11 protein-coding genes, 1 tRNA gene, 1 rRNA gene and 2 pseudogenes are annotated in these 25,479 nt (G+C 61.0%); 3 read left to right on the forward strand and 12 right to left on the reverse strand.

The genetic code is table 11. From position 1 onward, the window contains the following. Positions 1 to 312: 312 nt before the first annotated feature. The 9 genes and pseudogenes from dpdD to HX898_RS16855 all read right to left on the reverse strand — a co-directional run bounded on the left by dpdD (position 313) and on the right by HX898_RS16855 (position 20,788). Positions 313 to 2,583 (reverse strand): protein DpdD, encoded by a 2,271-nt coding sequence (gene dpdD, locus HX898_RS16815; protein ID WP_180195165.1) that lies wholly within the window; start codon positions 2,581 to 2,583, stop codon positions 313 to 315. Continuing rightward, positions 2,580 to 3,119, reverse strand: coding sequence for a phospholipase D-like domain-containing protein DpdK (gene dpdK, locus HX898_RS16820; RefSeq protein ID WP_180195166.1), 540 nt, complete (start codon positions 3,117 to 3,119; stop codon positions 2,580 to 2,582). The genes dpdD and dpdK overlap by 4 nt, the downstream gene beginning before the upstream one ends. After that, positions 3,116 to 7,669, reverse strand: a complete 4,554-nt coding sequence (gene dpdJ, locus HX898_RS16825; protein ID WP_180195167.1) for a protein DpdJ — start codon at positions 7,667 to 7,669, stop codon at positions 3,116 to 3,118. The genes dpdK and dpdJ overlap by 4 nt, the downstream gene beginning before the upstream one ends. Beyond that, positions 7,656 to 8,390: a hypothetical protein gene (locus HX898_RS16830; protein ID WP_180195168.1), complete on the reverse strand. Its 735-nt coding sequence runs from the start codon at positions 8,388 to 8,390 to the stop codon at positions 7,656 to 7,658. Before HX898_RS16830 ends, dpdJ begins: the two co-directional genes overlap by 14 nt. Further along, complete coding sequence (gene dpdH, locus HX898_RS16835; RefSeq protein ID WP_180195169.1) at positions 8,387 to 11,506, reverse strand: protein DpdH; 3,120 nt, start codon at positions 11,504 to 11,506, stop codon at positions 8,387 to 8,389. The genes HX898_RS16830 and dpdH overlap by 4 nt, the downstream gene beginning before the upstream one ends. Next, positions 11,506 to 12,408 carry a protein DpdG gene (gene dpdG, locus HX898_RS16840; RefSeq protein WP_180195170.1) on the reverse strand — a complete coding sequence of 301 codons (903 nt, stop codon included), beginning with the start codon at positions 12,406 to 12,408 and terminating at the stop codon, positions 11,506 to 11,508. Before dpdG ends, dpdH begins: the two co-directional genes overlap by 1 nt. Next, positions 12,405 to 14,990: a protein DpdF gene (dpdF, locus tag HX898_RS16845; RefSeq protein ID WP_180195171.1), complete on the reverse strand. Its 2,586-nt coding sequence runs from the start codon at positions 14,988 to 14,990 to the stop codon at positions 12,405 to 12,407. Before dpdF ends, dpdG begins: the two co-directional genes overlap by 4 nt. Continuing rightward, positions 14,990 to 18,238 carry a protein DpdE gene (gene dpdE / locus HX898_RS16850; protein WP_180195172.1) on the reverse strand — a complete coding sequence of 1,083 codons (3,249 nt, stop codon included), beginning with the start codon at positions 18,236 to 18,238 and terminating at the stop codon, positions 14,990 to 14,992. Before dpdE ends, dpdF begins: the two co-directional genes overlap by 1 nt. Positions 18,239 to 18,884: 646 nt before the next feature. Beyond that, positions 18,885 to 20,788, reverse strand: a pseudogene (locus tag HX898_RS16855) (hypothetical protein). 390 nt (positions 20,789 to 21,178) lie between these two features. Here HX898_RS16855 and HX898_RS16860 point away from each other — a divergent pair. The 3 genes and pseudogenes from HX898_RS16860 to HX898_RS33235 form a co-directional block, all read left to right on the forward strand. After that, a complete protein-coding gene (locus tag HX898_RS16860; RefSeq protein WP_246697924.1) occupies positions 21,179 to 22,213 on the forward strand; it encodes a hypothetical protein in 1,035 nt (344 codons plus the stop codon). A gap of 210 nt (positions 22,214 to 22,423) precedes the next feature. Then, the gene (locus tag HX898_RS16865) at positions 22,424 to 23,194 is read left to right on the forward strand and encodes a recombinase family protein (RefSeq protein WP_246697925.1); all 771 of its coding nucleotides are present in this window, start codon (positions 22,424 to 22,426) and stop codon (positions 23,192 to 23,194) included. Between the two features lie 153 nt (positions 23,195 to 23,347). Then, positions 23,348 to 24,154, forward strand: a pseudogene (locus HX898_RS33235) (recombinase family protein); the annotation flags it as partial. 780 nt (positions 24,155 to 24,934) lie between these two features. On the opposite strand, the gene HX898_RS33240 reads toward HX898_RS33235, so the two are convergent. From HX898_RS33240 to rrf, 3 genes are all read right to left on the reverse strand, one after another. After that, entirely contained in the window at positions 24,935 to 25,078 is a 144-nt protein-coding gene (locus tag HX898_RS33240) for a hypothetical protein (protein ID WP_246697926.1), read from the reverse strand. Positions 25,079 to 25,151: 73 nt separating this feature from the next. Further along, positions 25,152 to 25,228 (reverse strand) — tRNA-Met (locus tag HX898_RS16875). A gap of 131 nt (positions 25,229 to 25,359) precedes the next feature. Next, positions 25,360 to 25,474 (reverse strand): 5S ribosomal RNA (gene rrf, locus HX898_RS16880). Positions 25,475 to 25,479 lie beyond the last annotated feature (5 nt).

A 25,479-nucleotide genomic window follows, 5' to 3' on the forward strand; every position in this document is an offset into this window, starting at 1 on the left:
AAGAAGGGGCTCGTGAAGGCTGCTTTTGTCAGCAGTGTTGCCGGCCTCATCGTCGACAGCAGAATGTTTCTTTGGGTCGTCTTCGGCTCGCTCGATTTCCTAGCTGGCCAAGTTGTCAGTAAACTTATCACGGTGATCGCGACACTACCGGTTCTGATCTGGGTCCGGAGCCGAGATCGGCGTCTGGGGCTATCGCCAGCATAAATCAGATCTGCAGGATCACCGTGACATCTGGTCAGGGGCGGCCACATCGGTTACTCGATCATTTGCCCCGATCACCCGCTTCGGAGTTCGGAGATGTTATTTTCAGCTTCAGTTGAGCCGATCGAGGACTGCCCGTAGGATGCTCGCCGTTCCTTTACCCGGCGCCCAGATCGGCTCTTTACCGACCAGCGCATCCTTCACGCAGTAGAAGGCTTGATGGCTACTGCTCTTCCAGGCGAAGACGAACAGGTCTGCAGTCTTGGCGAGATTTGTCAGTTGAGTCGTCGCGACCAGGTCCGAATTCACGACCACTTTGCATCCGGGAAACAGCCTTTCAAGCGCGATTTTCGCCCGGCTGCCCGCCGCTTCGGCCAGCGTGTAGATGCCGATTGTCTTGCCCTCAAGGTTGGGCAGAGCAGCGGCGGCAACCTCGTCCACGTCCTGCTCGCGCTTGAGGACGTTGACCGCCTCGGACCCGACGCCATAGTCTTTCGCCAGCGTGTCGACCGAAACTAGATCTGCCGGCGCCAGTCGATGGGCAAAACTGGCGGCTTGGCCAAGCACCTGCAGAAAAAGCCTCAGCCGGGCGTCGCGGGCCTGATCCGACGGGCTGGGAAGGATCGCGAGCGACTCAGCGACGTCGAGGCTCCACGGCAGATAGGCGTAGGAGCCGATCCTCTTCTGCACATCTTCGAGATCATTCATCAGCGACACGTACTCGGATGATGACAATCCCTGCTCGATCAGCATTGTCGTCAACTGTGCGAGTAGGTCGAGATCCGATCGTGATAGCGTATCGCTTACCGCGATCAGCAGGAACAGCAACGACGCGATCGGCTTTGCTGCCGGCGACGCCTTCACGTCGTCGGGGAAGAAGCTCGCGAAGATCTGCGGAACGGCAGCGCGAGCGATCGCGCTGCCCTCGCCATCGAGACCGCCGATGATATTGGCGAACTGCTGGGCGAGTGCACTGCTTTCTCTTATCTCTGATGCATCCCAGTTGGTCGGAGCGGATTGCGCGTCGCGCTCGGCGGCTACGAGATTTCGCCCCGCCTGCAACTGCTCCGCCCACCGCAACCACGGGCTTAGCGTGGCTGCGGGCGTCGGTTGGGCTTGCGCGGGCGCTGAATCGGCTGTCTGCGACAGCCTCAGGCTCTCGATTTTCGCTGCGACTGCGGGCGCCAAAGACTCGAAGATCTTCGGATCGGAGCCTTCAAGCAGCGAAAAGAGACGATCCCGCGCCACGTCGGTTCCGATCGTACCCACGCAGGACACCAACCTGCTGATGGTCTTCTTGCTCGGCGGCAGCCGCATGTAAAATTCGAAAGCGCGATCGATCTGCCTGTCGTCATAAGCTTCTTCCGCCTCGTCCAACGTCGTGGCAGATGGGGACTTTGCCTCTGTGAAGGGAGCCAACTCGAACAAGCCGGTGCCCGATCCCGCAGGCAACAGTGCGAGAAGCGACGCGACGATCGCAGGGTCGGGACTCGGTTGCAACTGCTCAAACAGCGCGAAGGCCTTGACCACCCGTGGTGCACGAATGCCCCGACGCGATGCAAACAGTTTGGGATAGGGTGTTGCGACGTGATTGGCGAAGGCTTCACGTAGCGCGGCGGGATCGTCACCTGCCTCTGCCTCGTCGACATAGGTGCGGTAAAGCGCCTCGATTAGGTCTGCGAGAATCTGAGGCGGAAGGGCAAGCTCCGCGAGCGTCTTGATGAGCCAATGATCGCGCGCGATCTGCGGCCAGAGGCCGAGACCAGCGCTCAGCCGCACGTCGAGATATTTCAGGTTTTCTTCGTTGAGGCGTCCGGTCTGCTTCAACTCGGCGATCATTGCCTCGGCCTGCGTCTCGTCGCCCGCCAGCAGCGCGCGCTCGAAGTCGCCACGGATCGCTCCGACCGGACGGATCTGCACGCGTGTCACTGTCGGCTTTCGTCCGAGAAGCACTGCACAATCACCTAAGCGATCAGCGATCGCCCGCCTTGCTGCGCCATCGGGTCCGGTGAAGCGATAAACCGCCCCACCGAAGCGGCCGCGAAGCGCGGCCGCCATGGGATCGGAGGCATCGCTCGGGACTCGGTCGAAGCGGCTGAGCCATGATCCCAGCCACGCTTTGAGCTCGTCCCCGAGTTCATCTTCGCCGGCCATGCCTTGCGTGGTGGCGTACCAACCCGTCACCTCTCCGCCGCGCATGAATGGTAAAACCAGCGGCGCATTGGCACTATCAGGCCTCAGATGAGTAAGCCATCGACGAACCTGATCGGCCTGTTCTGCAGGCGCGGAACCGCCGAGAAGCGACCTCCAATTTAATTCGTTCGGAAGCGCGAAGAAGGTCTCGAGCCACGCTTGCTCACTCTCGGGCAGATGCTCGATCATGCGGCCGCACCTATATAGGATTCAAAATTGATCCGCGCTTCGGCGAGCGTCTTCGGCGTGGTGTCGTAAACCACCATCTCGTCGTTCAATTCGAGGCCGTTGTAGGTGAGATTCATCGACCCGGTGAGAAGGCCTCGTTTGAATAGCACGCCCTTGATATGGAGATGCTGTCGCCGGACGATGCGCAACTTGTCTGTGAGGCCGCCCTCGTCCGCCGCCATTGTGAGCGCATCGATGAGCGGTTGGTTGTGATCGTCCAGGCTGGTTGTAATGCCGAGGGCCGTGCCGCGCGCCATGACGTCGGTCAAAACCTCAACCAGTCTGATCTCGCGTGTGCCCCACTCCGGATTTATCGAACCGAAGCCACCTGCGCGGTTGTCGAATAGCACCACGTTGCTGATCCAGGGGCTGACCAACCAGGCGCGCTCTCCGCCCGGCGCGAGGAGTTCGCCGAGGAACATCATTTGAAGGAGTTCACGAATGAGATTCTGGCTCGTCACCGCGCTCTTGAAAATCCGTCGTGTTTCGAAGCTCATTGCAGGGCCTCCGCGACATCGACATCTACGTGGAAAGCGTTCTCCACCCGTCGCACAGCCCGTACGCGGGCGAACACCGACAAATAGGCGGACTGCACCGGATTGGTCGCCAGAAAGCTCAGAGCATCCGCCAGACGAGGTAAAGCTGCAATCGGGCAGACCAACGTCGCCACGCCGACAGTCGCGAGGCGATCAAGGCAAACATCCTGCCAGCCTTCAGCCTCGAGATCGACGATCTCGGCATCCTCCGCCAGATAGGTCCGCACCAGGAGGGGATCAGGCGACGGCAGATCGGCAAATGGCGAGTAGGGCCGAAGACCCGATTGCCGGATATGGGCGCCGCGGGGCCAGAGCAGTCCGTAAATCACGCCGTATCGCCACTGATCCGGATTAATCGTCGGCGTATCGATGCCCGCCAGGGCAAGGGCTGCGTCAATATCGTCGGAGCGCGCGAGACGGTAGGCGAGCACGCGAGCATCCAACTCAATGCCAAGCCGCGCTTCCTCGGCGTCCCACAACCGGACTGCGCCGAGGAAGAAGGCATCGCTGTCGCCGCTCGACCCGGGCCGCAGGATGCGGTTGGCGAGCGCGACGATGAATGCATGAAAGGTCACGAATCCATCATCCGCGAGCGCGTGACGCAAAGCGGTGAAGCTCGCATGGCTTTCAACCGCGCCCGAGGCCTGGCGGAACGCGCGCGTTGCGGTTGGCAGCGGATCCTCGCTATCGCCCTCCACGACCGACGCGAGGAAACGAACGAGTTGATAATCACTGAGCGAAAAATCATTGTCGCGTAGCGCCGCCGTCATCAGGCTGAAGAACCGTCGCGGGTCCTCGACATATTGGCGCTGCGCCTCTTCGATCTGTCCGTTGCCGCCCGGCGCCATCTCGGTGATCCAAATCTCACCATCGGGCGTGCCGGCGAGCACGTCATCCTCCTCGCGAACCCCTGCCGTCACGTCGAGGATCAGACTGTCGCTGTCGATCTGCGGGCATAGGCTGGTGATGGCGCTGAGCGCGGCCGCGCCAATGGTCGAAGCGTATCGCTCCCGTAGCCATGGCTCCCAGCTTGCGTTGATCGGCGTCCATAGGATCTCTGCCAAGTCAAACAGGCTGGCCACCACTTGCGGGTCTGCGAGGAGGCCGGCCAGATCTTGGCGCAGCCTATCCTGCTGGTTCCCTTGCGCATTCGCATCATCGACGATCGCAGACTGAAAGAGGATGTTGAGCGTCTGGTCGAGGTCGAGTTCGGCGTTCCCGGCCGCCAATCGTACGGCCGCTTCCCTCAACGCGATACCACGCGCGATCGCCTCGTTGCTGAGGGCTGCGAGCATAAGATACGCCAACCATTCGCGCGCGAACGTGTTTTCTACACGTTGGGCAAGCGCACCGTGCAATGCCTGATGGTGGAAGCGCGCTGTGCGCATTGCCCGATAACGCGGGTCCGACTCCGGTCCGAGGTTTGACCACAAGGCCTCGGGGAACCGCAAGCGTATGCACATCGCATCGACAGCGAGACTGAACCCTAGGGCGACCGCTTCACCATCCAATTCGAAGTGGAACTCCTTAGGCAGTGATACGCCATCGCGAAAGCGAATGCCCGCGTCGCTCCCAAGCGCCATCCGGCGGACTTCGATCGGGTTCAGTCCTTCATGCGAGTAGAACCGGACATCTTCGATCAACGATGTCCACGGACCACCGCGCGGCGGATCGAGCACCAAACCTTGATTGCGAGCGACAATCTGACTGCGCCAGCGAAGGCGGGCATTGGACGTATCGACAACCGTGGTGGGCGGTGGTTGGACCTGGAGGACACGCGGCCGATAGACCGGGACCAGCCGAACCGAACCGGCGACAGTAATCCGCCAATCGCCAAGGTGGTCGAGACGGGCGAGCGGCTCGAGAGGCACTGCCTGTGCGCGGTTCTGATCGAGAGCCGGGCATAACCAATGACGCTCGGATGCATGACTGATGCCGTATCGCCGCGAAACGCGGCCGGGCGCGAACTCGCGCAGGGCCTGCGCGATCGGCATCGCAGCTCGCTCGGGCGTTGCGCTGCCGGGTTGGGGTAAGACGATATCGACTTCAGGAAGGTTGAGGTCGCTGAACAGGTTCGCCGGCGCGAATTCAGGTAAAGGTGAGTTGGAGACCTGATAATCCTCGCCTGCCCGCCCCCCGGCGCGCCAGTTGGTCTCGAGACGGCGAAGGGCAGTTGGCAGGACCTGCATCATCAGCGGCCGGGGGTGATCCCAGAGCAATGGCGAGATCGCGCTTTCATCTACCTTCAGAGCCGAGGCGAGATAGGACGCATAACGGTCGAGTTCGGCTGGGATGGTCAGGATGCGACGGATGAGTGCGGCGAGCGCGGTCTGCCGCGCCCGATCGTAGGCGTCGCCGCTACTGCGCGACAGATCCCGCCACACGCTCCCAGAGCGCGCGGAACGCAGCATTTGGCTGAGATAGTCGAAGGTCGCGTAGACGGCCTGAATGCGCATCACGTAGCGGTTCGCGATCGGTAACGTACGCAGCGGCAACTCGGGATCGAACAGCAGGTCATAGCCCTGATAGGCGAGCCGGTCCCGGCCATAATCGGACAGCACGGCGACGGTCCAGGGTCGCATCTGGCGCGATCGGCCAGCGCGACCTTTGCGCTGTAGAAATTGCGCAACGTCGCGCGGTGCCTTGTGCTGGATGACCGCACCGACGCGCGGATCGTTGAATCCAACTTCGAGCGACGCGGTCGCGACAATGATGTCGAGATTGTTGCCGACGCCCGGATCCATCGACATTACGCGACCAATTGCCTTGCGATCTTGCGGCTGGAGAGTGTGGCCGATCTCAACTACCGCCTCCCAATCCTGGCCATGTAGCTTGCGGTGCTGGGCCGGCAGCGGACGGCGCAGCGAAGCGAGGCCCCCGTCCGGCTTGTTCACCATGTCGAATGCGCGGTTGCTGCGACGGCCCTCGGCATCGAGCATGGCGAAATACATGCGGTTGGTCACATCGATGTCATCGGTGAACAGAAATACACGTTCGCCGATGATGCCTTCACTCTTCTGTTCATCGGGCGCATCGAGAAGCCGGGAAAGAAGCATTGCGGTTTGGATCGTCGTCGACAACAAAGCCGTTCGCGACACTGGATCGCCTCGCAGCGCGAGCAGATACTCGGCGCCTTCCGCGATCATGTCTTTGTTGGAAGGGGCGATTTCAGCCGACACCTGTTCGTACAGGCCGGTCAACTGCGCGAAGAAGCGGGCACCGTCCTTGAGCGTGGCCGACAAGCCCACAAAGATGACATGCCGCCGTAAGAGCCGCCGCCATCGACGCAAGAGGAAGGCAACTTGAGCACCGGAACTGCCGGCATAAGTATGGACTTCGTCCAGCAGCATCATCTCCGCCGGGCGCTGCGCACGCTCGCCGATTCCGAACAGATGCCGGAAACTGTCGTCCCCCATGCGCTGGTTGAGCATCTCAGTCGTGGTGAACAGAATGTCGGGCGCCTCCGTCTGCAACCGATCGCGGGTGAGAATGATCTCGTCGCTCTCGATGGCGGCGGAACATTCTAGGCATTCGAGCCGCTCACGCCCCGCGCGCCGGTCCGCGTCCCGCCACGCCATGTCGCCGTCACAACCCGGCGAGTGACAACGGAGATATTCGCAGACGAGACCGGTGGAGGTTTGTCGCCAGCCGCTGCGTGCCTCGTGCGCTTTTTCTGCGGACCGAGGCGTCGGACCGAAGAACGTGCCGATCAGGATCTTCCTGCGTCCGTGCGCCGCGAGCAACGTATCGAGCCGGCGTGCCTGGCCATAGACCTCGGCGAACTGATCCTTGAGAAGTTCGTTGCGCGGATAAAGAGCGAGGACCTTGACCCATCGGTCGCCGACGGCATCACGCTGTATATGCGAGGCGATCCGCGACAGCGCGGGCAGATAGAAGGCCAAGGTCTTGCCGCTACCGGTGCCAGCGCTGACCAGCGTGGCTGTCGATTGCGAACCCTCAAAGCTCCCAAGGATCCGCGCAACTGCCGCGACCTGAAAGCCTGCAAGCGCAAATCTTGGCCCGTAGCTATCAACGAGCGCCGACAGAGCCGTGCGCGCGGCCTGATCGGGCGTTGCTGACGCGATCCGAGCGAGCGCAGTCGCCGCGTCGATTTCGCGCCGCGGGTATCGACGTCGGCGCCAAATGAAACGGAAATCGGCAACGAGGGTCGGCGCGGTCTGCCAGCCGATGGGCCCGCGATGTTGCGGAAAGAGTTGGCGCAACCGGAACATTAGACGCACGCCTTCCGCCATCCGCGACCGATATCGCGAGCCCGATACCTCACCGACGTCGAACAGGAGGGCACGATCGATCAGGGCGACGATGACGTGACCTCCATCCGCGAACGAAACCCCGGCGCCCAATCTCGGATCATCGAGCAGTGCATCGATAATGCCGTGCAATTCGCCCGCCGAGACGTAGCCATCAACCAGGCCCCATGTCAGGAGCCGGGCTTCACGCTGCTCGATCTCATCGAGGGCGGCGAGCAGCAGGGCTTCATCGGCTTCCATCTGCACTCCCCGGCACGATGCGGTAATTGTCGAAGGCATCATTCTCGTTGAGCCATTTGAGGACCGCTTCGGTCAGCAGGTCGAGCTTCGCCCCCCCGCTCTGGATGGCCTCGAGGAAGCGCTTAACGTCGGCCGGCACGTCGAAGTCGAACTCCTTCGCCGTCTCGGTAAGCCGTGCCGCCAGTGCCTTCACGCGTTCGATCGCTGCCTGGTCCGCTGGGAGCTTGTCGAACTCGGCTCGGAACGTCTGGTGGAGTTGCTCATAGGTCTTGAACGCGGTATTATTCGCCGGCGTGAAGGCAATGCGTCCTTTCACTAATGCTGGCGCCTCGCCGGTGAACAAGGTTTGCCGATATCCCTTCCAGGCACGCACGACGGAGTCGGATACGTCCGTTGAGGCCGTCTTTATCTCCTTGAGCAGATTGGCCCAACCAGTGCCCTTTTTGAGCGCGGCTGCCTTTCGCTCAGCGGTAAAGCGATCGAGCAGTGTCGCGGCCCGTTTGCGTGCCGTCTCGAGCGAGGGTGGTTCGGGCGTTTCGATTTCCGAACCGAGCAGCAGCGCACGCTGGTCGAGGGCACGGCTGAGTTCGGCCGCGGGCGACGCGAGGTCCGAGCGCAGATCCTCGAGCAGCCCTGTTTCCTCGACATTCGCACCAAGCAGGTCGAGCGCAACCAGCCGTTCGCGAAGCGCCTTGGTGCGCGCGGGAAGCGAGGTGCTCATTCGGCTGCCTCCGCTGCCACGCGCGACGTTCCACTCGCGCCTTCGAGCAGGCTAGTAATCTCCGACACAACAGAAGTGGGATCCGATTGGCCCCGAACCGCCTCCTGCTGAGTGACGCGCGACTCAGCTTGCGACACGATCTGGTTGGCGAGGGTCAGGAACGACATGGTCCGCTGGATCAATCCGAGATCGAGCGACCCGAGCGCGTTGAGCAACTTCGGGACTTGCTCACGGTCAGCTTCGTCGACGATCATCGCCGTCTTTTCAACCAAGTCGACGAAGCGGCTGGTCTGGAACTCCGTTAGGCGAATTTCGAACTCACTGAGCTTGATTGTGACATTGTCGGGCCAGCAGTTGGTCTTCTGCAGCAGCGGGATGATCTCGCGCAAATCGCCAACGAAAGCGCCTTTGTCGAAGTTTTCGTCGACATAATCAGCGACCTCGCTGCGAAAGGCACGAAGCTTGGCTATGACCGACTGCAGCTTTCCCCAGATACGCGCGTCGGTCATGGTCGGGATGAAGGTCCGCGCCTCGTCCGGCAACCCGTCCAGAAGCGGCCCCGTCGGCGAATCCCCGGCAAGCACATCGAGCAGCCGGGGGCTGTCGACCGCGAAGGGCTTGCTTCCGGTGCCCTGAAAGCTGGCGCTGCGATCGAGCAGTAGTTGCTGCAGGATCGTGCGCGTGCTCCGGCCGTTGACCAACGCCGTCGCCTGGGTGCGAAGCTGATCCCAGCCTTCTTCGAACGCTTGCGTCTCCACCTGCGGCGGCGGGGAGAAAAGGCCGCGCAGAAGCGGCTCGGCGCCAGCCGGCCGAACCGGAGGGGAAAGGCCAACAATGCGCGATTGATTGAGCAGGGCTCGGCCGATCACCGCGGTCTGCGCATTTGCTTCCGTAATGAGCATCGGGACCAACTGCGCGACCAAACGATCGATGATCGCGGCGCTCGCGACATAGTCAATATCTGCCTCGGGATAATCCCAGCGGTGACCGTTGAAGCCGAACCGCAGTGCACCGAGAAAGCCTTCGCGCAGCGTACCTTCCTGGTCGTCATGGCTATCGCAAACCACAAGGATGCGACCGCCGACAGGATTGTTGCGTGCCCCGGCGACAGCAAGCCAAGTGGCCTTGATCTCCTGATCCGGAATGCGAAATGCCGGCCAATTGATCGCGCCCTTTAGCATCGCCGCCAAGGCGCTTCGAAGCTCACGCGCGTCAGCCTGAACCAGCTCGTTACCAGACGCCCAAGCATCCAGCTTCTTCGACCAGGCCGTGACGCGCGGATCCTGCTCGGCTCGCGCTGGCGGAGGAAGAAGAGGCCCGGATGGCGGAGTTTCTCCGGAAGCCGGGCCTGCCGGCGAATTTGGCGGAGTGGGTGAACGTACAAACGCCACGTTGGCGAGTTCGGCCGGCGTCGGCAGCGAGAAGGTCGAGAAGATCGCCGGCCGCACATTGGCAAGCGCGGCCTGATCCGCCGCATTGCCAGCCCATACCGCCAGCGCCGATCCCAAGCGCCGCTTGACTTGCTCGGGTTGGCTTACCTGCCGGATCAGCCCGGCGAGATACGCGTTTGGACGCAGCCCGTGGAATTCGGGCGGCGGGAAATTCCCGCTGACGAACGTGGCTCGCATCAGCAACGGACGGCGGAGGATCTCGTTGATCACCCGGCGCGGGTTGAAGACGAGCCGATTTGCGTCCGTTAGATGCTGGCGGACGAGTTGCTCGATCGCCAGACGGCTGAACGGAAACAGCGCGTGTCCGCGCGCAGAGAAGCCGAAGGCGGTCAGCGCCTCGGCTTCCTCGTCGCTCTGCTCCTCGTCCTGCCAGGCCGGCAACCAGCCGGTGAGCCCGTCGTCGGCACCGCGACGGACAAAGCGTTTGCGCAGGCCGTCTTCGCCCCAGCGGGCCGCATTCATATAGGCGCCGACCATCTCGATCACGGCGCGGTTGATCTCATCGTCGCTCTGCTCGCGGTGGCCGATCACCCAGACGCGTTGCGCGCGCGTCAGGATCGTGTCGCGCGAGGCGAGATAACCGTCAGTGAGCGCGAGCGCCGTGCGCATAGTGGCGCGTACCTTCTTGCCGTCATGGGTGCCTTCCTGCACACACACCTTGAGCAGCACATCCTGAATGCCCGACAGCGCGGCGAAATCCTCGACGAGCAGCACCAAGTCCATGTCGTCCTTGAGGAGGATCTCACGGATACCGAGGATGATGTCCTGCAAGGTAATGCCACCGGTGCTCTGCTCGAGCTGGAAAACATTGCCGATAGACGTGTCGACGATGGTGTTGAGAAGGTCCGCCGCGGCCTGGCGGCGGCGCACATCCTGCACGGCGAGCTGAGTCTGATAATAGGTCTTTACCGGCAGCGCCGCTTCGTTGAGATTGACCGTGTCGGGAAGAAGCAGGTCCTCGTCGAAGAATTGCGACTGGGTTTCGTCTCCCTCCGTACCGTCTTCCCGGCCTCGCAGCGCGCGCGCGACGACTCGGGCGAGGACGGTCTCATCGAAATGGTCCTTAAGCGCGGCGTCCCCAAACAGCTTCGGCAACATTTGGGCATGACCGATCAGCGGTCTCAACTCGGCTGCGCGGTCCTTATGTTCGCGCGCCTCCAGCAGCAGCGCCTCCGCCCGGCTCGCCAGCGCATTCTCGATCTGCGCGCGGAATAGTACCACGGCCTTGCGCTTGTCGACCTCCGCGATCGCACGCGTAAGTTCCGATCGCGACCTCTCGAAGCGCGGATCGCCTTCCAACGGCTTGAGGATGAGTTCGACAACGCGTCGGAGACTTGCACTCTTGGGAATACGGATGATGTGGAGGCGCTCGCTCTTGGGCGAGCGCTGGAGCTGCGCGTCCAGCCAGCGGATGATGTGCGACTTGCCGACGCCCGAAGGCCCGGTGATCGGAAACAGCAGATATCCGCCCGGCACGTCGTCGGAAAGAAAAGCATCGAGCAGTTCCTGCTCGCTTGCCGCAGCCTCGATGTTCGTACCGGCGTTGCGCGTCGTGAGCGGAGTCGGCTGATGAACTGCTAATAGGACCGACACGTCCGCGGTCTCAGCTTCGTTCTTGATGCACGCGTTGACCTCGTCGGCCCCGGGCCAATATCTCTCGAGCATCAGCGTGCCTTTCCTGATTGCGCGAGGGCCACATGCGAAACGTCCCGCCAGGTGCGCGCATTGCTGCCGGTGAGCGATACAACGCCTTCGGTGTCGCTTCGGTTTGAGAGCGTGATGGACCCCTCATGATCGAGGCGCTGGATCGCCCGCGACAAGGACGAGGAGACGAGGCCGGTACGGAGCCTGGGCCAGGCGCTGTCCGTCAGCGCGGCCTCGACCTGGACCCGATAGGCGCCCCCGTCGAGGACCGGCAGCACCGCGGCAGCCCGCTCCACAAAAGCAGGAGCGGACAATTCTCCGTTCGAACCGAATATCTCGGGAAGCGCCTCGCGCAACGCCTGCGTTGGATCGACGACCCACTGCATGCCGTCGCGGGCGAACCCCAGATAGAGCATCCAGGTTTTGAGGCCGTTCCAGCGCGTATTGTTCTGGGCGATCTTCTGCGCGCTGCTGTCGAGCAGTTGCCGCCCCTCTAGTTCAGCCAAACGGTCTGAATTGACGTCGATCGTATAAACGTCTTGTGCGAGCATCCAAGCCACGCCGCGCGACAGGTCTGCGCTCTTGGCTCCCTCGCTCTCCCACAAACGCGCGTTGTTTGCCGACTGGAACGCTACCGTGCGGGCGACTTTCGGGAGGCGGGCTTCCGCTCCGTCGGCATTCTTGCCGAGCGCAGAACGGTACGGCTCGGCAATGATAACGAACCCGTTTTCCTCGCCGAATAGGCCAAGTTCGGTCCAGCGGTTCAACGTCTTAGTCAACTGGCTGCTATCGCACGCATCGGCGGCGCCACCACATGTAAGGATTAGATCTTCACGGCTCTTTGGCCCAAAGCGAACGAGCGCGCGAACAAGCACGATCAGCACATTGAAAAGGCCGTCGCTTGCTTGGTTGAGGAGACTCACAGACGCGCTCCGAGATTGAATTGATCGACCGCTAGCACATTGGAACCGGTGTCGGCAATGCGGCGCGCGAAGTTCCAGGAGTCCGGCGTCGAGGCCGATGCTATGATGACGTGCAGCGGCCGCTTCATGATAAATAGGTCTTTCGGCAGCGCCGTGCCCATCGCGTCCGTCCAGAGTGTCACCCGAGGAAGCTCGTAGGACGAGGGGCGAAGCCTTTCTTCTTCAAGCGTCTGCAACAACAGCACATGATCCTCGCTCTGCTTGTGCAAGACTGACAGCGCCGGATTGCGCTGGCGAAACGACGCGGAGGTCGCGATCTCGCGCACGCCGAACATCGCGACGAAATCGCGCAGCAGGCCGACGAGCGCAGCATCGTCGACCGAGTCCTCGACGGGCAGGATGATCGGCTCGTTCAAGTCGAGTTGCGGGAAACGACCGGAAAAGAGGCTGAGGTCGAACCGGCCAACCTGCTCGATGCCATAGGCGGGAGGCGCCGAATAATCGGTGTTAGCCGTCCCCTCGTGGCGATGCGTCGGGCATCCGCCGCACGCGCGTGACACGATCACCGAGCGCCCCGGGGCGTTGCTGCGGTAGAGACGATCCAGCAGCAGCGAAACCTCGGTCGAACCACTGAGCAGCTTGTCGAGCAGCGCGCGGTTCTCGGTCGCTGCATCGAACGAGCGCTGCCGCTCCTGACCGATTAGCGCTTCGAAGCGTTCGCGGCTGAGGTGGCCGAACTCCGACATGCCAACGACAGTGCGCTGAAAATATTCGGACCAATGCTCGTCGCTGCGGAGTTCAAAGGCGGATTCGCTCTCGTCCTCCCGCTGCGCGATGCGGGACGGCGCCTGCGATTCAAGTTTCAGCATGCCGGCGCGAGCCATCATGATCAACGTACGCATGTTCCAGGATTGGTTATAGTCCGACTGCCTCCGCAGCCGCGGGGGAACGACTGCCAGGTCAACCTCGAGCAATTGCCCGATGGTATCGAGTCGCGCGCTGTGACCATACATGGTCGACCACCGCTCGAACGCGAGATCGTCGCTGATCAAAGAAGGCGAGGCGATCTGGTTGGCCGTCTCCTGATCCTCGCGCGAGTAGATCAGGAACGACGCCGAGGGACAGCCATCGCGTCCGCCGCGTCCCACTTCCTGGTAGAAGCGATCAAGCGTCTCAGGCACGGCGGCATGAATGACCGTGCGCACGTCGCGCTTGTCGATGCCGACCCCAAAGGCCGAGGTGGCGACGATTCCATCGAGCCGACCCTCAGACCATTGATCGACGATGCGCACACGATCGGCATGCGGCGTCTCGCCATGAAAGCAGTCGGTGCGCGCATAGCCTTCACGCTGCAGCAGCCGGATCCATCGTTTCGCATCACTGCGCTTCGTCACATAGAGGATGAATGGGCGCGGCGCGTGCCGCAGAAGTTCGAGAACCTTACGATCCTTGTCTTCGGGATCGTCCTCGCGGTGCACCCAATATTGTGGCTCTGGCCGAAGATGGACCGAGGCGACCATATGGACCGTGCGCGCGGGCCCGAACAGCGCGTCGATAGTTTCCACCGTGTCAGGCGTCAGGGTCGCCGACATGAGGAGCGTCCTGAACCGCCGGCCTTCGGGGCATGCGTCCAGCAGGCCGCGGCGCACGCCCGCCAGCATTTGAAAGGCGGGGCGGAAGCCATCACCCCATTGGCTCACCAGATGGGCCTCATCGACGATAAGATACGAGATCAGCCCCGCGCGCGCCGTATCGTAAAGCGAGGGCAGCAGCGCGCCCGTCACTGCCTCGGGCGAACAATAGAGAATGCCTTGGCGGCCCTCGCGGATAGCGGACTTGATCGCGGCGCGCTCCTCCGTGTGGAGGCCGGCGTGCCAAGCAAGCGCAGGCACTTCCCGGCGAGGGTAGCGGCGTTTGAGCATCTGCCGCATCTGCCGCGCTTGGTCGAGCACCAGCGCAGTCGTCGGCACGACACAGAGCGATAGACCGCCTTCGAGGCCCCGCGCGAGCACGGGGGCCTGGGCGACGAAGCTCTTGCCCGACCCAGTCGGCAGAGCAACCACCAAGGTCTCTCCAGGCGGCAGCAGAAAGGCGCTACGCACGGCTTCGCGCTGTCCCGGGGACACATAGGTGTCGAAACCACTTGCCTCACCGAGGAACGGATCGATGGGCCGCTGCCAGTCAAGCCGGACATTTCGCTCGGCGAAGACATCCTCGAAGACCGGATTGTCGCTGTCCTCAAGCCAGGCCGCGCGCCACGGCCGCGCTTCGATCAGGAAGTGTCCGTTCGCTTCGCTGTGCGCCCGAATGCCGAATACCGCCCAATCATCTCGGCTAGGCCAACCGGCACCAGACGGAACGCGCAACTGCGCCTGCTGACCCGCCCGCAGCGATTGCCGGCGCAGCACGTGTCGGAAAAGCGCCATCGCGTCATGTGGACTGTGGAGCCGTCCCGTCGCCTGAGACGCGAGAAGAATCTGGGTCAGCCTGTCGAAAATGCCATCGACGGCTGGCGGCTCGGCCTCCAGCTTGGCGAGGTCGAGCAGAACCTCCTGTAGGGTGCCGAAATCATGCAACGCCATTACATGCCGCCCGAAATTCGGTCGGTTGCCGTTCGGCTCGCCGAGATGAAGACCGCGCCGATCGTATCTAGCTGCACGCGCGGAGCGTTGATACCGGCCCGCACCGCCGCGGCGAGTTGCTCCTCGAATGCGAACTCGGCGCTTTCCGCTTCCGTCGCACCGGCCCGGGCCCGGGCACGCAATTGCCCAAGGCGCCCGCGATCGACGCGGGCCGCGCGCTGCTCTGACTCGCCAAGGCTCGTGACCACCTCGGAATTGACACGAAGCACCTCCTCCGCCATCGCACGCGCTTTTCCGCAAAGCTCCCCCCAGTAGGCGAGTTCCGGGAGCTTCATTTGCAGCAGGCGCTGCCATCGCCGCGCAGTCAAATTGAGATCGACCGCACCGCTGCGGTCCGGCTCGACATTATATGGGTGACCCAAGCGAGCGAGCAGCGCCTCATCCTTCACGGGCGCTAGCTCGCGATCGAGCCAGATCGAGCGATAGAAGGGCGGAAGGGCCATGTCGCTGCGTCGGCGGATCGCCGCACGCGCAGCGCCTGTATCGCGGCCATGATCCGCGAGCACGCACGCCGCTGCGGTGCCGTCCGCTTCGAGGACGAAGTCGAACCGGAAGTAGATGTCAGCGACCGGGTCACCGGAATGATCCGGTGCGAAACGCCACATGGCGAAGCATCGGCCGCGATCATCCGACTCAGTGAACGCTGAGATGCCGCTGATCAAGTCGTCGCCGTATCGCAGCAAACCGACACCGTTCGCGCGCGCGCGCGGATGCAACGCAGTGCGTCGCCGAAACGTGTAGGGCATAGTCCTGATCGTCGTGTCTCCTTGACGTCTCGGACCGAGGTCAAGGGCAGAGCCACAATTCGCCACGAAGGTTTGCATCGGGACGAGTGTGTGGCGCCCGGGAATGGTGGAGTAGATGTATCGGAACGGCGTCGCTGCCTCGCTGCTCGGTGCGAGGCGCGGTTCGTCGAGGCGCCCAAATTGTAGAGTTTGTTCAAGCCATGTAGTGGTATCGCCCGCCATCGCGAGCCAGTTCTCCTCGACTGCGGCAAGATCGTCGAAGAGAGTGACCGGTGGCGCGCCCAGGGCGTCGAGCGCATACTGCTGATCTATCGCCGAAATTTCTCGCTCAATCTTCCCATGTTCGCCGTTGCTCTCCGCTGTGAGATCAATGATCCCTTCGGCGCCCTCAACAAACAGCGGAAGCGCGAAGCCTCCCATGGTTTTCTCCAGCAAATATTGCAGGCCCGCGACCGATCGGTCGAACACTTTGAGCGCCGAATCGAGATACTCGACCCACGCCATCTCAAAAGGATCGTCCTCGCAAGCGAGCACAACAGAGCGCACGGCATGGTCGGATCCGTAGCGGTCTGCACGACCCAAACGTTGCTCCATTCGATTGGGATTGAAAGGAAGGTCGTAGTGGACCACGACCTTCTTGCCTCCCTGGAGATTGAGACCCTCTTCCGCCCGCCGATCACAAACCAGAACCGAACGATCGGCGCTATTGTTGAAAGCGGTCCATGCCTCACTGGTAGGATCATGCCGATCGACCACGATGCCCAATCTCCTGGCGATTCGCTTTGCCAGAAGATCGGCAGACTTGGTATCGGAGCAAAAAACGATGCATTTCGAGCCCGAACTTACAAAAGGCTGCAGCGCCTCAATGAGCGCATCGGCGCGATCCTCGAACAATCCCGGACGCCCGAGGCACCGGCGAACCGCCGCGAACCGACTCGCATCACTAACTATCCCAGTCTGCTGCGCCAGAAGACTGACTAGCCCAGCCCCGGAACTCGGATATTGCGATCCGCGATCGAGCACGAGCCAAAAGGTTCGCGCACGTTTCTTCCAGAGTGCCTCGCGGTCGGCTTCATCGAGTTTGGTCGACTCGCCAAACCGCCAGTCTTCCAACGCGCTGGTCAAGGCTGCCCGATCGCTGCTGCGATAGCGGACGATCTCGGCCCCTGATCTATCTGGTGTCAGCCCGCTGATGTCTCGACGACGATGGCGCAAGATACGCCGGTGCAACCGGTAGACTTCGCTCAGGTGGTCATGCAATTGATTAATCGTTTCCATCAACGCCGGATCGCTCTCGTCCGGCATCGTCTCGACAATGGTACCGAGCTTCTCAAGGTGTTCCCGGAGCAATTCATCCTCGGGAAACAGCCGGCGCAATTGATCTATCGCGTGATCGAGAAACAGCACATTTTGCGGTGTCAGACCGGCGACGATTTCTGCCAGCGCCTGCCGGTTCTCGACCTTGCGGCGGAACGCGTCCTCGCCATCGAGCGGATATGTCGGCGGATCGAGGAGATGGAGCATTCTCATAAATCCACGCTCATTGTGAAGGGCTGGTGTCGCCGACAACAAAAGGACCCGCTCTAATATTGGAGCGACGCGGGCGATGTCCTGGTATACGCTAGTTTCATTCGCGATACCTAGGTCGATCAGTTGATGCGCCTCATCGATGACGAGCATCGTCGCCTTGGGCAGAAGGGTTCGAATCTGGTCATCCTCGTCATGTGAAATTACATGAATCCCGCGGTCGAGATGACGTTCGAGAAGGAATTTGCTAGATAGTTCCGCGCGCCATTGACTGATCAATGGGGCAGGAACCGCCACGAGAACGGTGCAATTCCCTTTCATATCGAGAACACATTGGCGGATGAGGACACCAGCTTCGATCGTCTTTCCGAGGCCCACTTCGTCGGCAAGCAGGTAGCGCTGCACTGGGTCTTGCAAGATGCGTCGCACGACTTCAATCTGATGCGGTTCGAGTTCCACAGCGCATGCAAGCAGCGCGGACATTCCCTTCGACGCGGCACGTTGATGCGTTTGTGAGCGAACAAACGCGCTTCGCCCTTCCGCAAAGCGCGGGCTCTCGCTTATCCGGTTAGCGAGAAATGATGTCGGGTCCTTGATTGGAAGATCCCATCTGACGAACACCGACTCGCACCGCAGTCGTCTGGACTTGTTCTCGGGGAACTGAATGAGTTGGCTATCGCCGCTGTCGTCTAGCAGATGACCAATTTCCCATGTGGCCGTCCGCGAATCGAAGCAATAGACCCGCGCTTGCTTGGCAATGGTTATGCGTTCTATCAGCCGGCTTTCAATATTGTGGACTATGGTTTCGGAAGTGGGCGAATCGAAATACTCGACCGCACAGAGAGACCCTTTTCGGTCGATCTGCTTGCCGATACCCAGCGATACGTACTGTCCCCCGTTCGACCGAACGAACATTGCTCACCCCCGCGCTATTAGACCGTCCTACGCCATTGTGTTTATTAATTCATTGTCTCAACTCTTAAATATCTGCGATCCGTGAGAAAGGTCTTCCAACCTTCGACCATGGCTAGAATCACAACAGCCGCGAGTTCATCTTCTCGTGCCGCAGCGACTTTCACCGTCACGCTGGGTGCTACCTACTACACCAAAGGGTTCTATATCCGGGTGCCGACGCCAGTCGATAACTTGGCAAAGACGGTGAGCCGATTCCGGTTCAATAGCGGTGCCGAGCCTGTGATCTCAAAGATCAACAGGACGGCCAACAATGCTGGTGCCGTTCGGATTGTTGGCGGCAACTCGCAGATTGCTCGTTGGTTTCAGGAACATTTCCGAGAAGGCGACATGTACGGGTAGGGTCATCGATATGCATACGATAGAACGGCTGGGCGAGTAATCCGGGGAGCGTTAAGCGCTCGATAGAATTATTGCGGCCGGAACGTTTCCACAGGCGACAGCGTAGATGGTCTGCGTACGGTCGTCCATGATCACTGGGCGACATGTTCTCCGCCTCCAGCGGGTTGATACCGGAAGGGGGGGCCGACAGCGGAAATGAATAGGTGGTGACTCGGCGCCGGAAATCGTTCGCGGCGCCGTCTATGTTTTACGCGGCCTCCCAAACTTGATTGAGAATGCGCGCAGCGAGCGCCGCCTTGTCCTGCGGCAGGAAGCGGCCGTAGTGCTTGGCGACCATGTCCGCCGTATCCTGGATGGCGTAGCTCGCCTGTTCGTATGAGCCGGTCTGCTTCAGGATATGGGTCGCCAGCACATCCCGGACGTTATGCGGGCCATGGGGCAGCAGTCCCTTGATCGCTCCTCGCCCGGTGTATGGATTGTAGATTCCGTAGCGTTGAATGGTGAGCCGCCATGCCTCGTAAAAGGTCGTGACGTCGTATGCTGCATCAGTGCTTGTCGTCTTGACGGTTTTCACAAAGAATGTTCCGGGATCGGCAACTCCCTTCAGAAGCGTGGAGCGATGGCGATCGACGTAGTCATCGATATGACGGTAGAGCTCGAGCAGATCCGGCAGAAGCAGCCGAAACGGCTTGTCTCCGAAAAACGACGAGTGGGCATTTTTGAAAGCCACTGCTGGAATCAGAACTCCCAGCCACCGTCACGATCACTCCAACGGAGCTCACCGCGCTTGAGTTTTTCGAGCACGCGTTCCGGGCGCGGCATCTGTCCGCGTGGGCATAGCATCAATTGCCGAAGGTTTTTCTGGCGAAGTCCGAGATGCAGTCCCAGGCGGAGCATCAGGAACGAGCGAACTGCTTCCGCGGCCGGACGCGGATAGCGCTCCTCATCAGGCATCAGCCTGATGATCTCCTCGGTGATCTTCCGATATTCGCCGACCGGACTGTCAGCTTCGAGGACCGGCATGATCGGCTCGAAGGGATCGCGATGGACCCGGGCGATCCGCTGGATCTCTTTGACCCGGTGAGCTGCGTGTTTGTGGAAATCCTCGCAGGCTCCGTGCCAGTCCTCACGGGCGTAGTCGATCTCGTTTTGCGAAACGAGACCGGGAATGGGATGAACGCGAGCGAGAAGTTCAGGATGCTGTCGAAGCCATCCGGTGCCTTCCTTCGTGATCGCCAGGGCGATCCGGAGCATGTCGACTTCCCAGGCCGTATAGAAGCCCCGCCGGCTTTCGCGCCATTGCAGATACCAGTCCCAGACACTCGGAAAGATAAGCAGCCCGAAGGTCAGTTGACGCAGCGGCACCCCATATCCCTTGATCTCTCCCGCCTTTGACGCCGCAAGTGCGCCAAACATCAGGCCGAGATGCTCGATCTTCTGGGAGGCGGTTTCCTCGCCCCAGACACCGTTGCGCTGAAAGCCGATCGATGTCAGTGCGGATGTTTTGAAGCGGACCAAATCGGCCATTTCCATTGCGAGCGTCGGCGGCGCATCGATGACGCCGGACAGCAGGTCGGGGTCGTCGATCCAGGTCTCTTCATAGTTCGCCGGTACTGTGATCTTTCCATCGCGCGGCGCACGTCCGCCATATGATACGCCCGGGAAGCGGATGGCGTAGCGCTGCTTCGCTGCTGCTGCCTGGAATTTGCGGTAGTCCGTCGACCCGCTGATGATGACGCAACGGACCCAATCCAGAATCTCCTCGCGCTTGGCGAACGGAAGCGAATTGAAGTCATCTGGTAGATGCCACGCGATCCTGCGTCGCTCCGCAGGCTCGATACCCGATAGATTGAACCCGGACGCCGATCGCGACTGATGCGGCAGCTTCGCTTTGAAATAGCCTTCCCGGAGACGGTAACGGCGCTCGATACGACCAAGCACATCGAAGCTGTCTGTGCTTCGCGGCACGCGCCGGCCTTCGATCCAACTCAACAGCGTATTCTTGTCCATGGGCTCGTCAGCCCGCACGACCGATCGATAGAGAACCCAGTAGGTCTCACCGTGGCGACGCATGTGGAACTGGAGTGCTTCGGCGAGATCCGCGGGGTCATCCCACTCGCGAAACAGAGGTTCCGGAAACTCGACCTTCACGCCGGACTTATGCACCACGGGGGCGGCTCGGGCCGGCAAGCAGGCCTGATTGACGGATAGCTCACCGCGCAATCAATGTGTTGCGTATGCGCAACAGCATTTTCGTAAATTCATACTTAACAATGACTTACTGTCATTGCCGCTCGGAGTTGCGCGTTCTGATCGCTCAGGGGTTCCCGCTGTCCCATTTCGAGATTCGGGGCAGTTCTCAGCAAATTAGCATCGATAGCCATGTAAATACAGACACTTGAGAATTGCTCGGCTTTATGAGCTATTGGCGCCGACAAGTGTTCAACAGGCCAGCCCGCAACGGAAAGGAGGCGCCAATGGTTCACCAAACCCATGTCGACGGCGCCACAATCCAGCCGTCCCGGGACATCGAGTGCAAGGATGATTCCGGTCTCGGAATCTGCACCGGCCGCAGGCGCGATCAGGCTCTTCGCGCAGATCTTCGTCGTAGACGACGACGAAGATCTGCTCGTGAAAGGAGCCAACATGTCGCATCCCCCACTCTCGCAGAAAGAGAACTGCGAGCTCGCCCGCTCTAAGGACGATCGCCAAAAGAGTCTGGCTTTCGCCCTTGGCAAGTCGGGCACCGCCGGCGGCATTCCGTCGGAATCCGCTCTGGGTCCGAAAGATCGCGCAAAACACCAGGTGACCAAGCGTGCTTCCGATACCGGAGCAGTCAAAACGCGCTACCTGCACGACGTCGACAACGATACCAAATCCCGCCTGTATTCCGGGCCGGGCGTTATCGCGTCGATCACCGGCGTAGGTTTGTCTAAAGCGAAAGACGCAATCCGTCAGGTGCGCTACGGCTCGCGGTGGCTCGACTTCCCGCGCACCCCTCCGATCAAAAGAACCCGTGACGGAGAGGTTCAGGAGGCACTGCGCCTGTTGGGATACGTCGGATACTGGCGCCATCTTCCTGACCGGCCGACACTCGCTGCCTATCTGAACGCGCGAACCGGGGTCGAGCGCGATCATCCCTGCGTCGTGTTGCTCAGCACGCACTCCGTTGCCGTGAGCGGCGGCCTTTTCTGCGATATCTTCAGCCGCGGCATTGTTATCGACATCGACGAGGCCGAGGGGCGCCGCAAGAAGGTCAGCCGCGTGTTGGTTCTGACAAAGCGCATCGCCCCCTCGACAATCGCCTCCAGGGAGCCGGCCTCCAAAGCGAAGAAGAACGACGCGAACAGTAAATGCGACCGGCTTTTTCGTGAGGTAATCAAGGCTGAGACGGGAGCAACCCGCATCAGGATCACGCCGAACGAGGTTTTCGTTATCCTCCCCGATCAGGGCGGTTGGTATTGGCTCGGCGCTCGCGACAGTCTTGAGCAGCAGATCCTCGAGCCGCAGCGCGATGGCCGGCTTCGTGGCAACTCCAACGAGGCCGCGACTTACCGCGCCTCTATGGGCTACTAGCCAGGCCGACGCCGGCGAACGTGATTGCGGCAATTATTGCCATCGGCAATCACCTCGCGCCACGGGCGGTTTCCACGACTGGTCGTAAATTTCCATCACGCACTGACGCCAGACCATGACGGCTTGGCAGCGCTGCGGGGGCTCTCAGGTCTCCCGCTGCCGGCTACCATGTCCCCCAAGGAAAGTTTTCATCTCAACTGAGAGGTCACCATGGCGAAGAACGTTTTGTTTTATGCACGCAGTTCGACCACACCCCATCTCGGCGCATGCTCCGATACACAGCTCTATTATGCCAAGCGTTTCATCAAGGAGAACGGCTGGTCACTGGAAGCTATCTGCCGCGATGAGGACATCGGCGAAGTCGTCTTCACGGCACAGCCAGGTGCCCGTAAACTCCTTGGATATATTGAAGGGGCGATGATCGATGTCATCCTCTGCCATACGCTGGACCGCTTGTGCTCAAGGCATGCCGTTGCGGAATGGCTGCTGCATGAACTCCGCGGAAATGGCATCGAACTCTGGGCGGCCGATCCGGGCGTTCAGATCAAGACTAATGACCTGATCGAATACTATCGCGATGATCATGGCAGCATGTTCGGACGCGGCAGTCATATCGCGCCGATGCCGGACGACCTCTACGAGGCCGAACGCCTTGTGCGTCTTTCATATGGCTACCGCTATACGGGCGATTTCAACGCCGATCGCCAATACATCTTCGGCTTCACGGCGGTAGATGCCGACGCAGCCCAAGTCGTTCAGCAGATTTTCCAGTTGTATGCCGAGGGCATGTCGCCGGCAAAGATAGCAGCAGGCCTCAATACGCTGGGTGTCATTGGTCCGCGCGGCAAGCCATGGCGTGACAGCATGATCCGTGGTGATCGCGCGCAAAGAACGGCATTCTCAACGACGAGATCTACCTCGGCCGCTTCTGGGTACCAGGCCGGGACTGTTTCGACTTCGTGCCGGCACTTCAGATCGTAACCCAGGACCTTTGGCACCGGGTGAAGCAGCGCCAGCGCCTGGCCGCACGGAGCGCGGCAGAATAGCTGCCCCCCGCGAGCAGGTCCGCATCAAGCTGGCCGGCAAAGCCTGCCAGTGTTCACCCAGTAGATTGTTTAAGATGGAACTCAGCACATGACCAAGACCGTCCTGTTTTATGCCCGCTACTCCACCGACCGCCAGAACGAGGTGTCGATCGAAACCCAGACCGAACTCGGCAAGACATTTGTCGCAGACAGGGGCTGGAAGCTGGTGGAGGTCTATTCCGATTCCGCAATCAGCGGAACCTCGTTTACATCCCGACCCGGAATCCAGCAACTGCTGGCGCATGTGAAGCGGGAACGCATCGATATCGTACTCTGCGTCACCGTCGATCGCCTCTCCCGTGACGTCGAGCACAGCTCCAAGATCCTCAAGGATCTCGCCTACCATGACACCGCAATCTGGACAGTCCAAGCCGGTCAGCCAGTGAGCAACATGGAGTTGCACCTGCGCTCCACACTGAGCCATGAACTCGTGGAGCAAATCCGCTACCGCACACGAGAAGGCATGAAGACGGCGGCGCGCAAGGGCATCGCAACGACCCGCCTCTCCTATGGCTACCGCCTTGGCCAGCAGCGCGACGCCAACGGCGACCGCATCAGGGGCCTGCGCGAGATCGAACCGCCCCAGGCCGAGATCGTGCGCTGGATCTTCGAGCAATATGCCAACGGGGTCAGTCCGGCCGCGATCGCCCAGAGCCTCAATGCCCGCCGCGTGCCCGCCCCGGAGCACAAGTACTGGCGCGACGACACCATCCGTGGAGATGGCAAGCGTCAGGCCGGCATCCTTCACAACGAACTCTATGTCGGCCGATTGATCTGGAACAAACAGAATTTTCGGAAGAACCCGGAGACCGAACGCCGAACCGCGCGCCTCAACGACAAAAGCGAATGGATCGTCACGGAAGTCCCGCATATGCGCATCATCAGTGACGATCTCTGGGCGCGGGTGAAGGAAAGGCAACTGACGACGTTGGAGAACTTTTCCCGAACGACGACCAATCGGCTGAACCGGACCCACCGGCCGAGCTATCTCCTGAGTGGCATGCTGGAATGCGCGGAGTGTGGCGGCTCCTACGCCATCATGGCCAAGGAACGCTACGGCTGCTCGAACCACAAGAGCAAGCTGCCGGTCGATGGCCTCGGCGGCGCCTGCTGCTCCAACCAGAAGACCATTCTGCGCAAGAACCTGGAGGATCGGGTTCTGTCCTGTCTTCCCGCCGCATTCTTCGCCATGGGCGTATTTGACGACGTCGCCGGACAGGCTCGCCAGAACCTCGCCGCGTCCGTCAAGAACGAGCCCGACGAGCGCAAGCGCATTTCCGGGGAGTTGAAGGCTGTCGAACAGGAGCAGCGCCAGATCATCCAACAGATCAGCGATCGCGCGGCCGAAGGCCGGCCGCACTTGGCAGCGTTCGACGACATGCTTGACCAGTTTGAGGAGCGCCGTGGAGGCCTTGAAGCGTGTCTGAAGCAGGCGCCAGAGGCGGAAGATTTCGGAGAGAAGATCAGGAAGCTGAAGACGGAGGTCAGCCCGCAGGCCGTCGAACTGGTCATCAACTCCGCGTTCTACTACATGCGCGAGCACGCAGATGCCGCAACGAAGCAGCCGTTCATCAACATCGTGCGGCAGTTCATTCAGAAAGTGGTGATCGGCAAGACCCCGGGCCACCAGCCGGCATCACTCGAAGTCCACGGCCGCATCGCCTCGATCCTCGCCGCGATGGAAGCCGCGACGATCATGGAGAAACAGTTCGAGGCGCTCAAGCAACACGACTATCTGGAGAAGCTGCGGGCCGGCAAGATTGACACGGAGCAGAAACAAAAAAAGCTCCTCGACGCTTACGCGGAGGAGCTTTCAGAGAAACGACTTGAATGGCAAAATATTCAAGTCTCAGTGGTTGCGGGGGCAGGATTTGAACCTGCGGCCTTCAGGTTATGAGCCTGACGAGCTACCGGGCTGCTCCACCCCGCGCCATGTGCAAATCTTTGAGATTTGCTGCATTATTCTAACACGAAAGGCCGCTTTGTGAGCGGCCCTTTGTCTCGGCTTTGGGCCGTTGGCTGTGAATGAGAAGATTGTTTTACATCAGTTGCGTTTTGCAGACCTGGCAGCGACCTACTCTCCCGCGTCTTAAGACGAAGTACCATGGGCGCAGGGGCGTTTCACGGCCGTGTTCGGAAAGGGAACGGGTGCAGCCACCCCGCCATAACCACCAGGTCGGC

The sequence above is a fragment of the Rhizobium sp. WYCCWR 11128 genome (assembly GCF_013416305.1).
Classification (GTDB): domain Bacteria; phylum Pseudomonadota; class Alphaproteobacteria; order Rhizobiales; family Rhizobiaceae; genus Rhizobium; species Rhizobium indicum.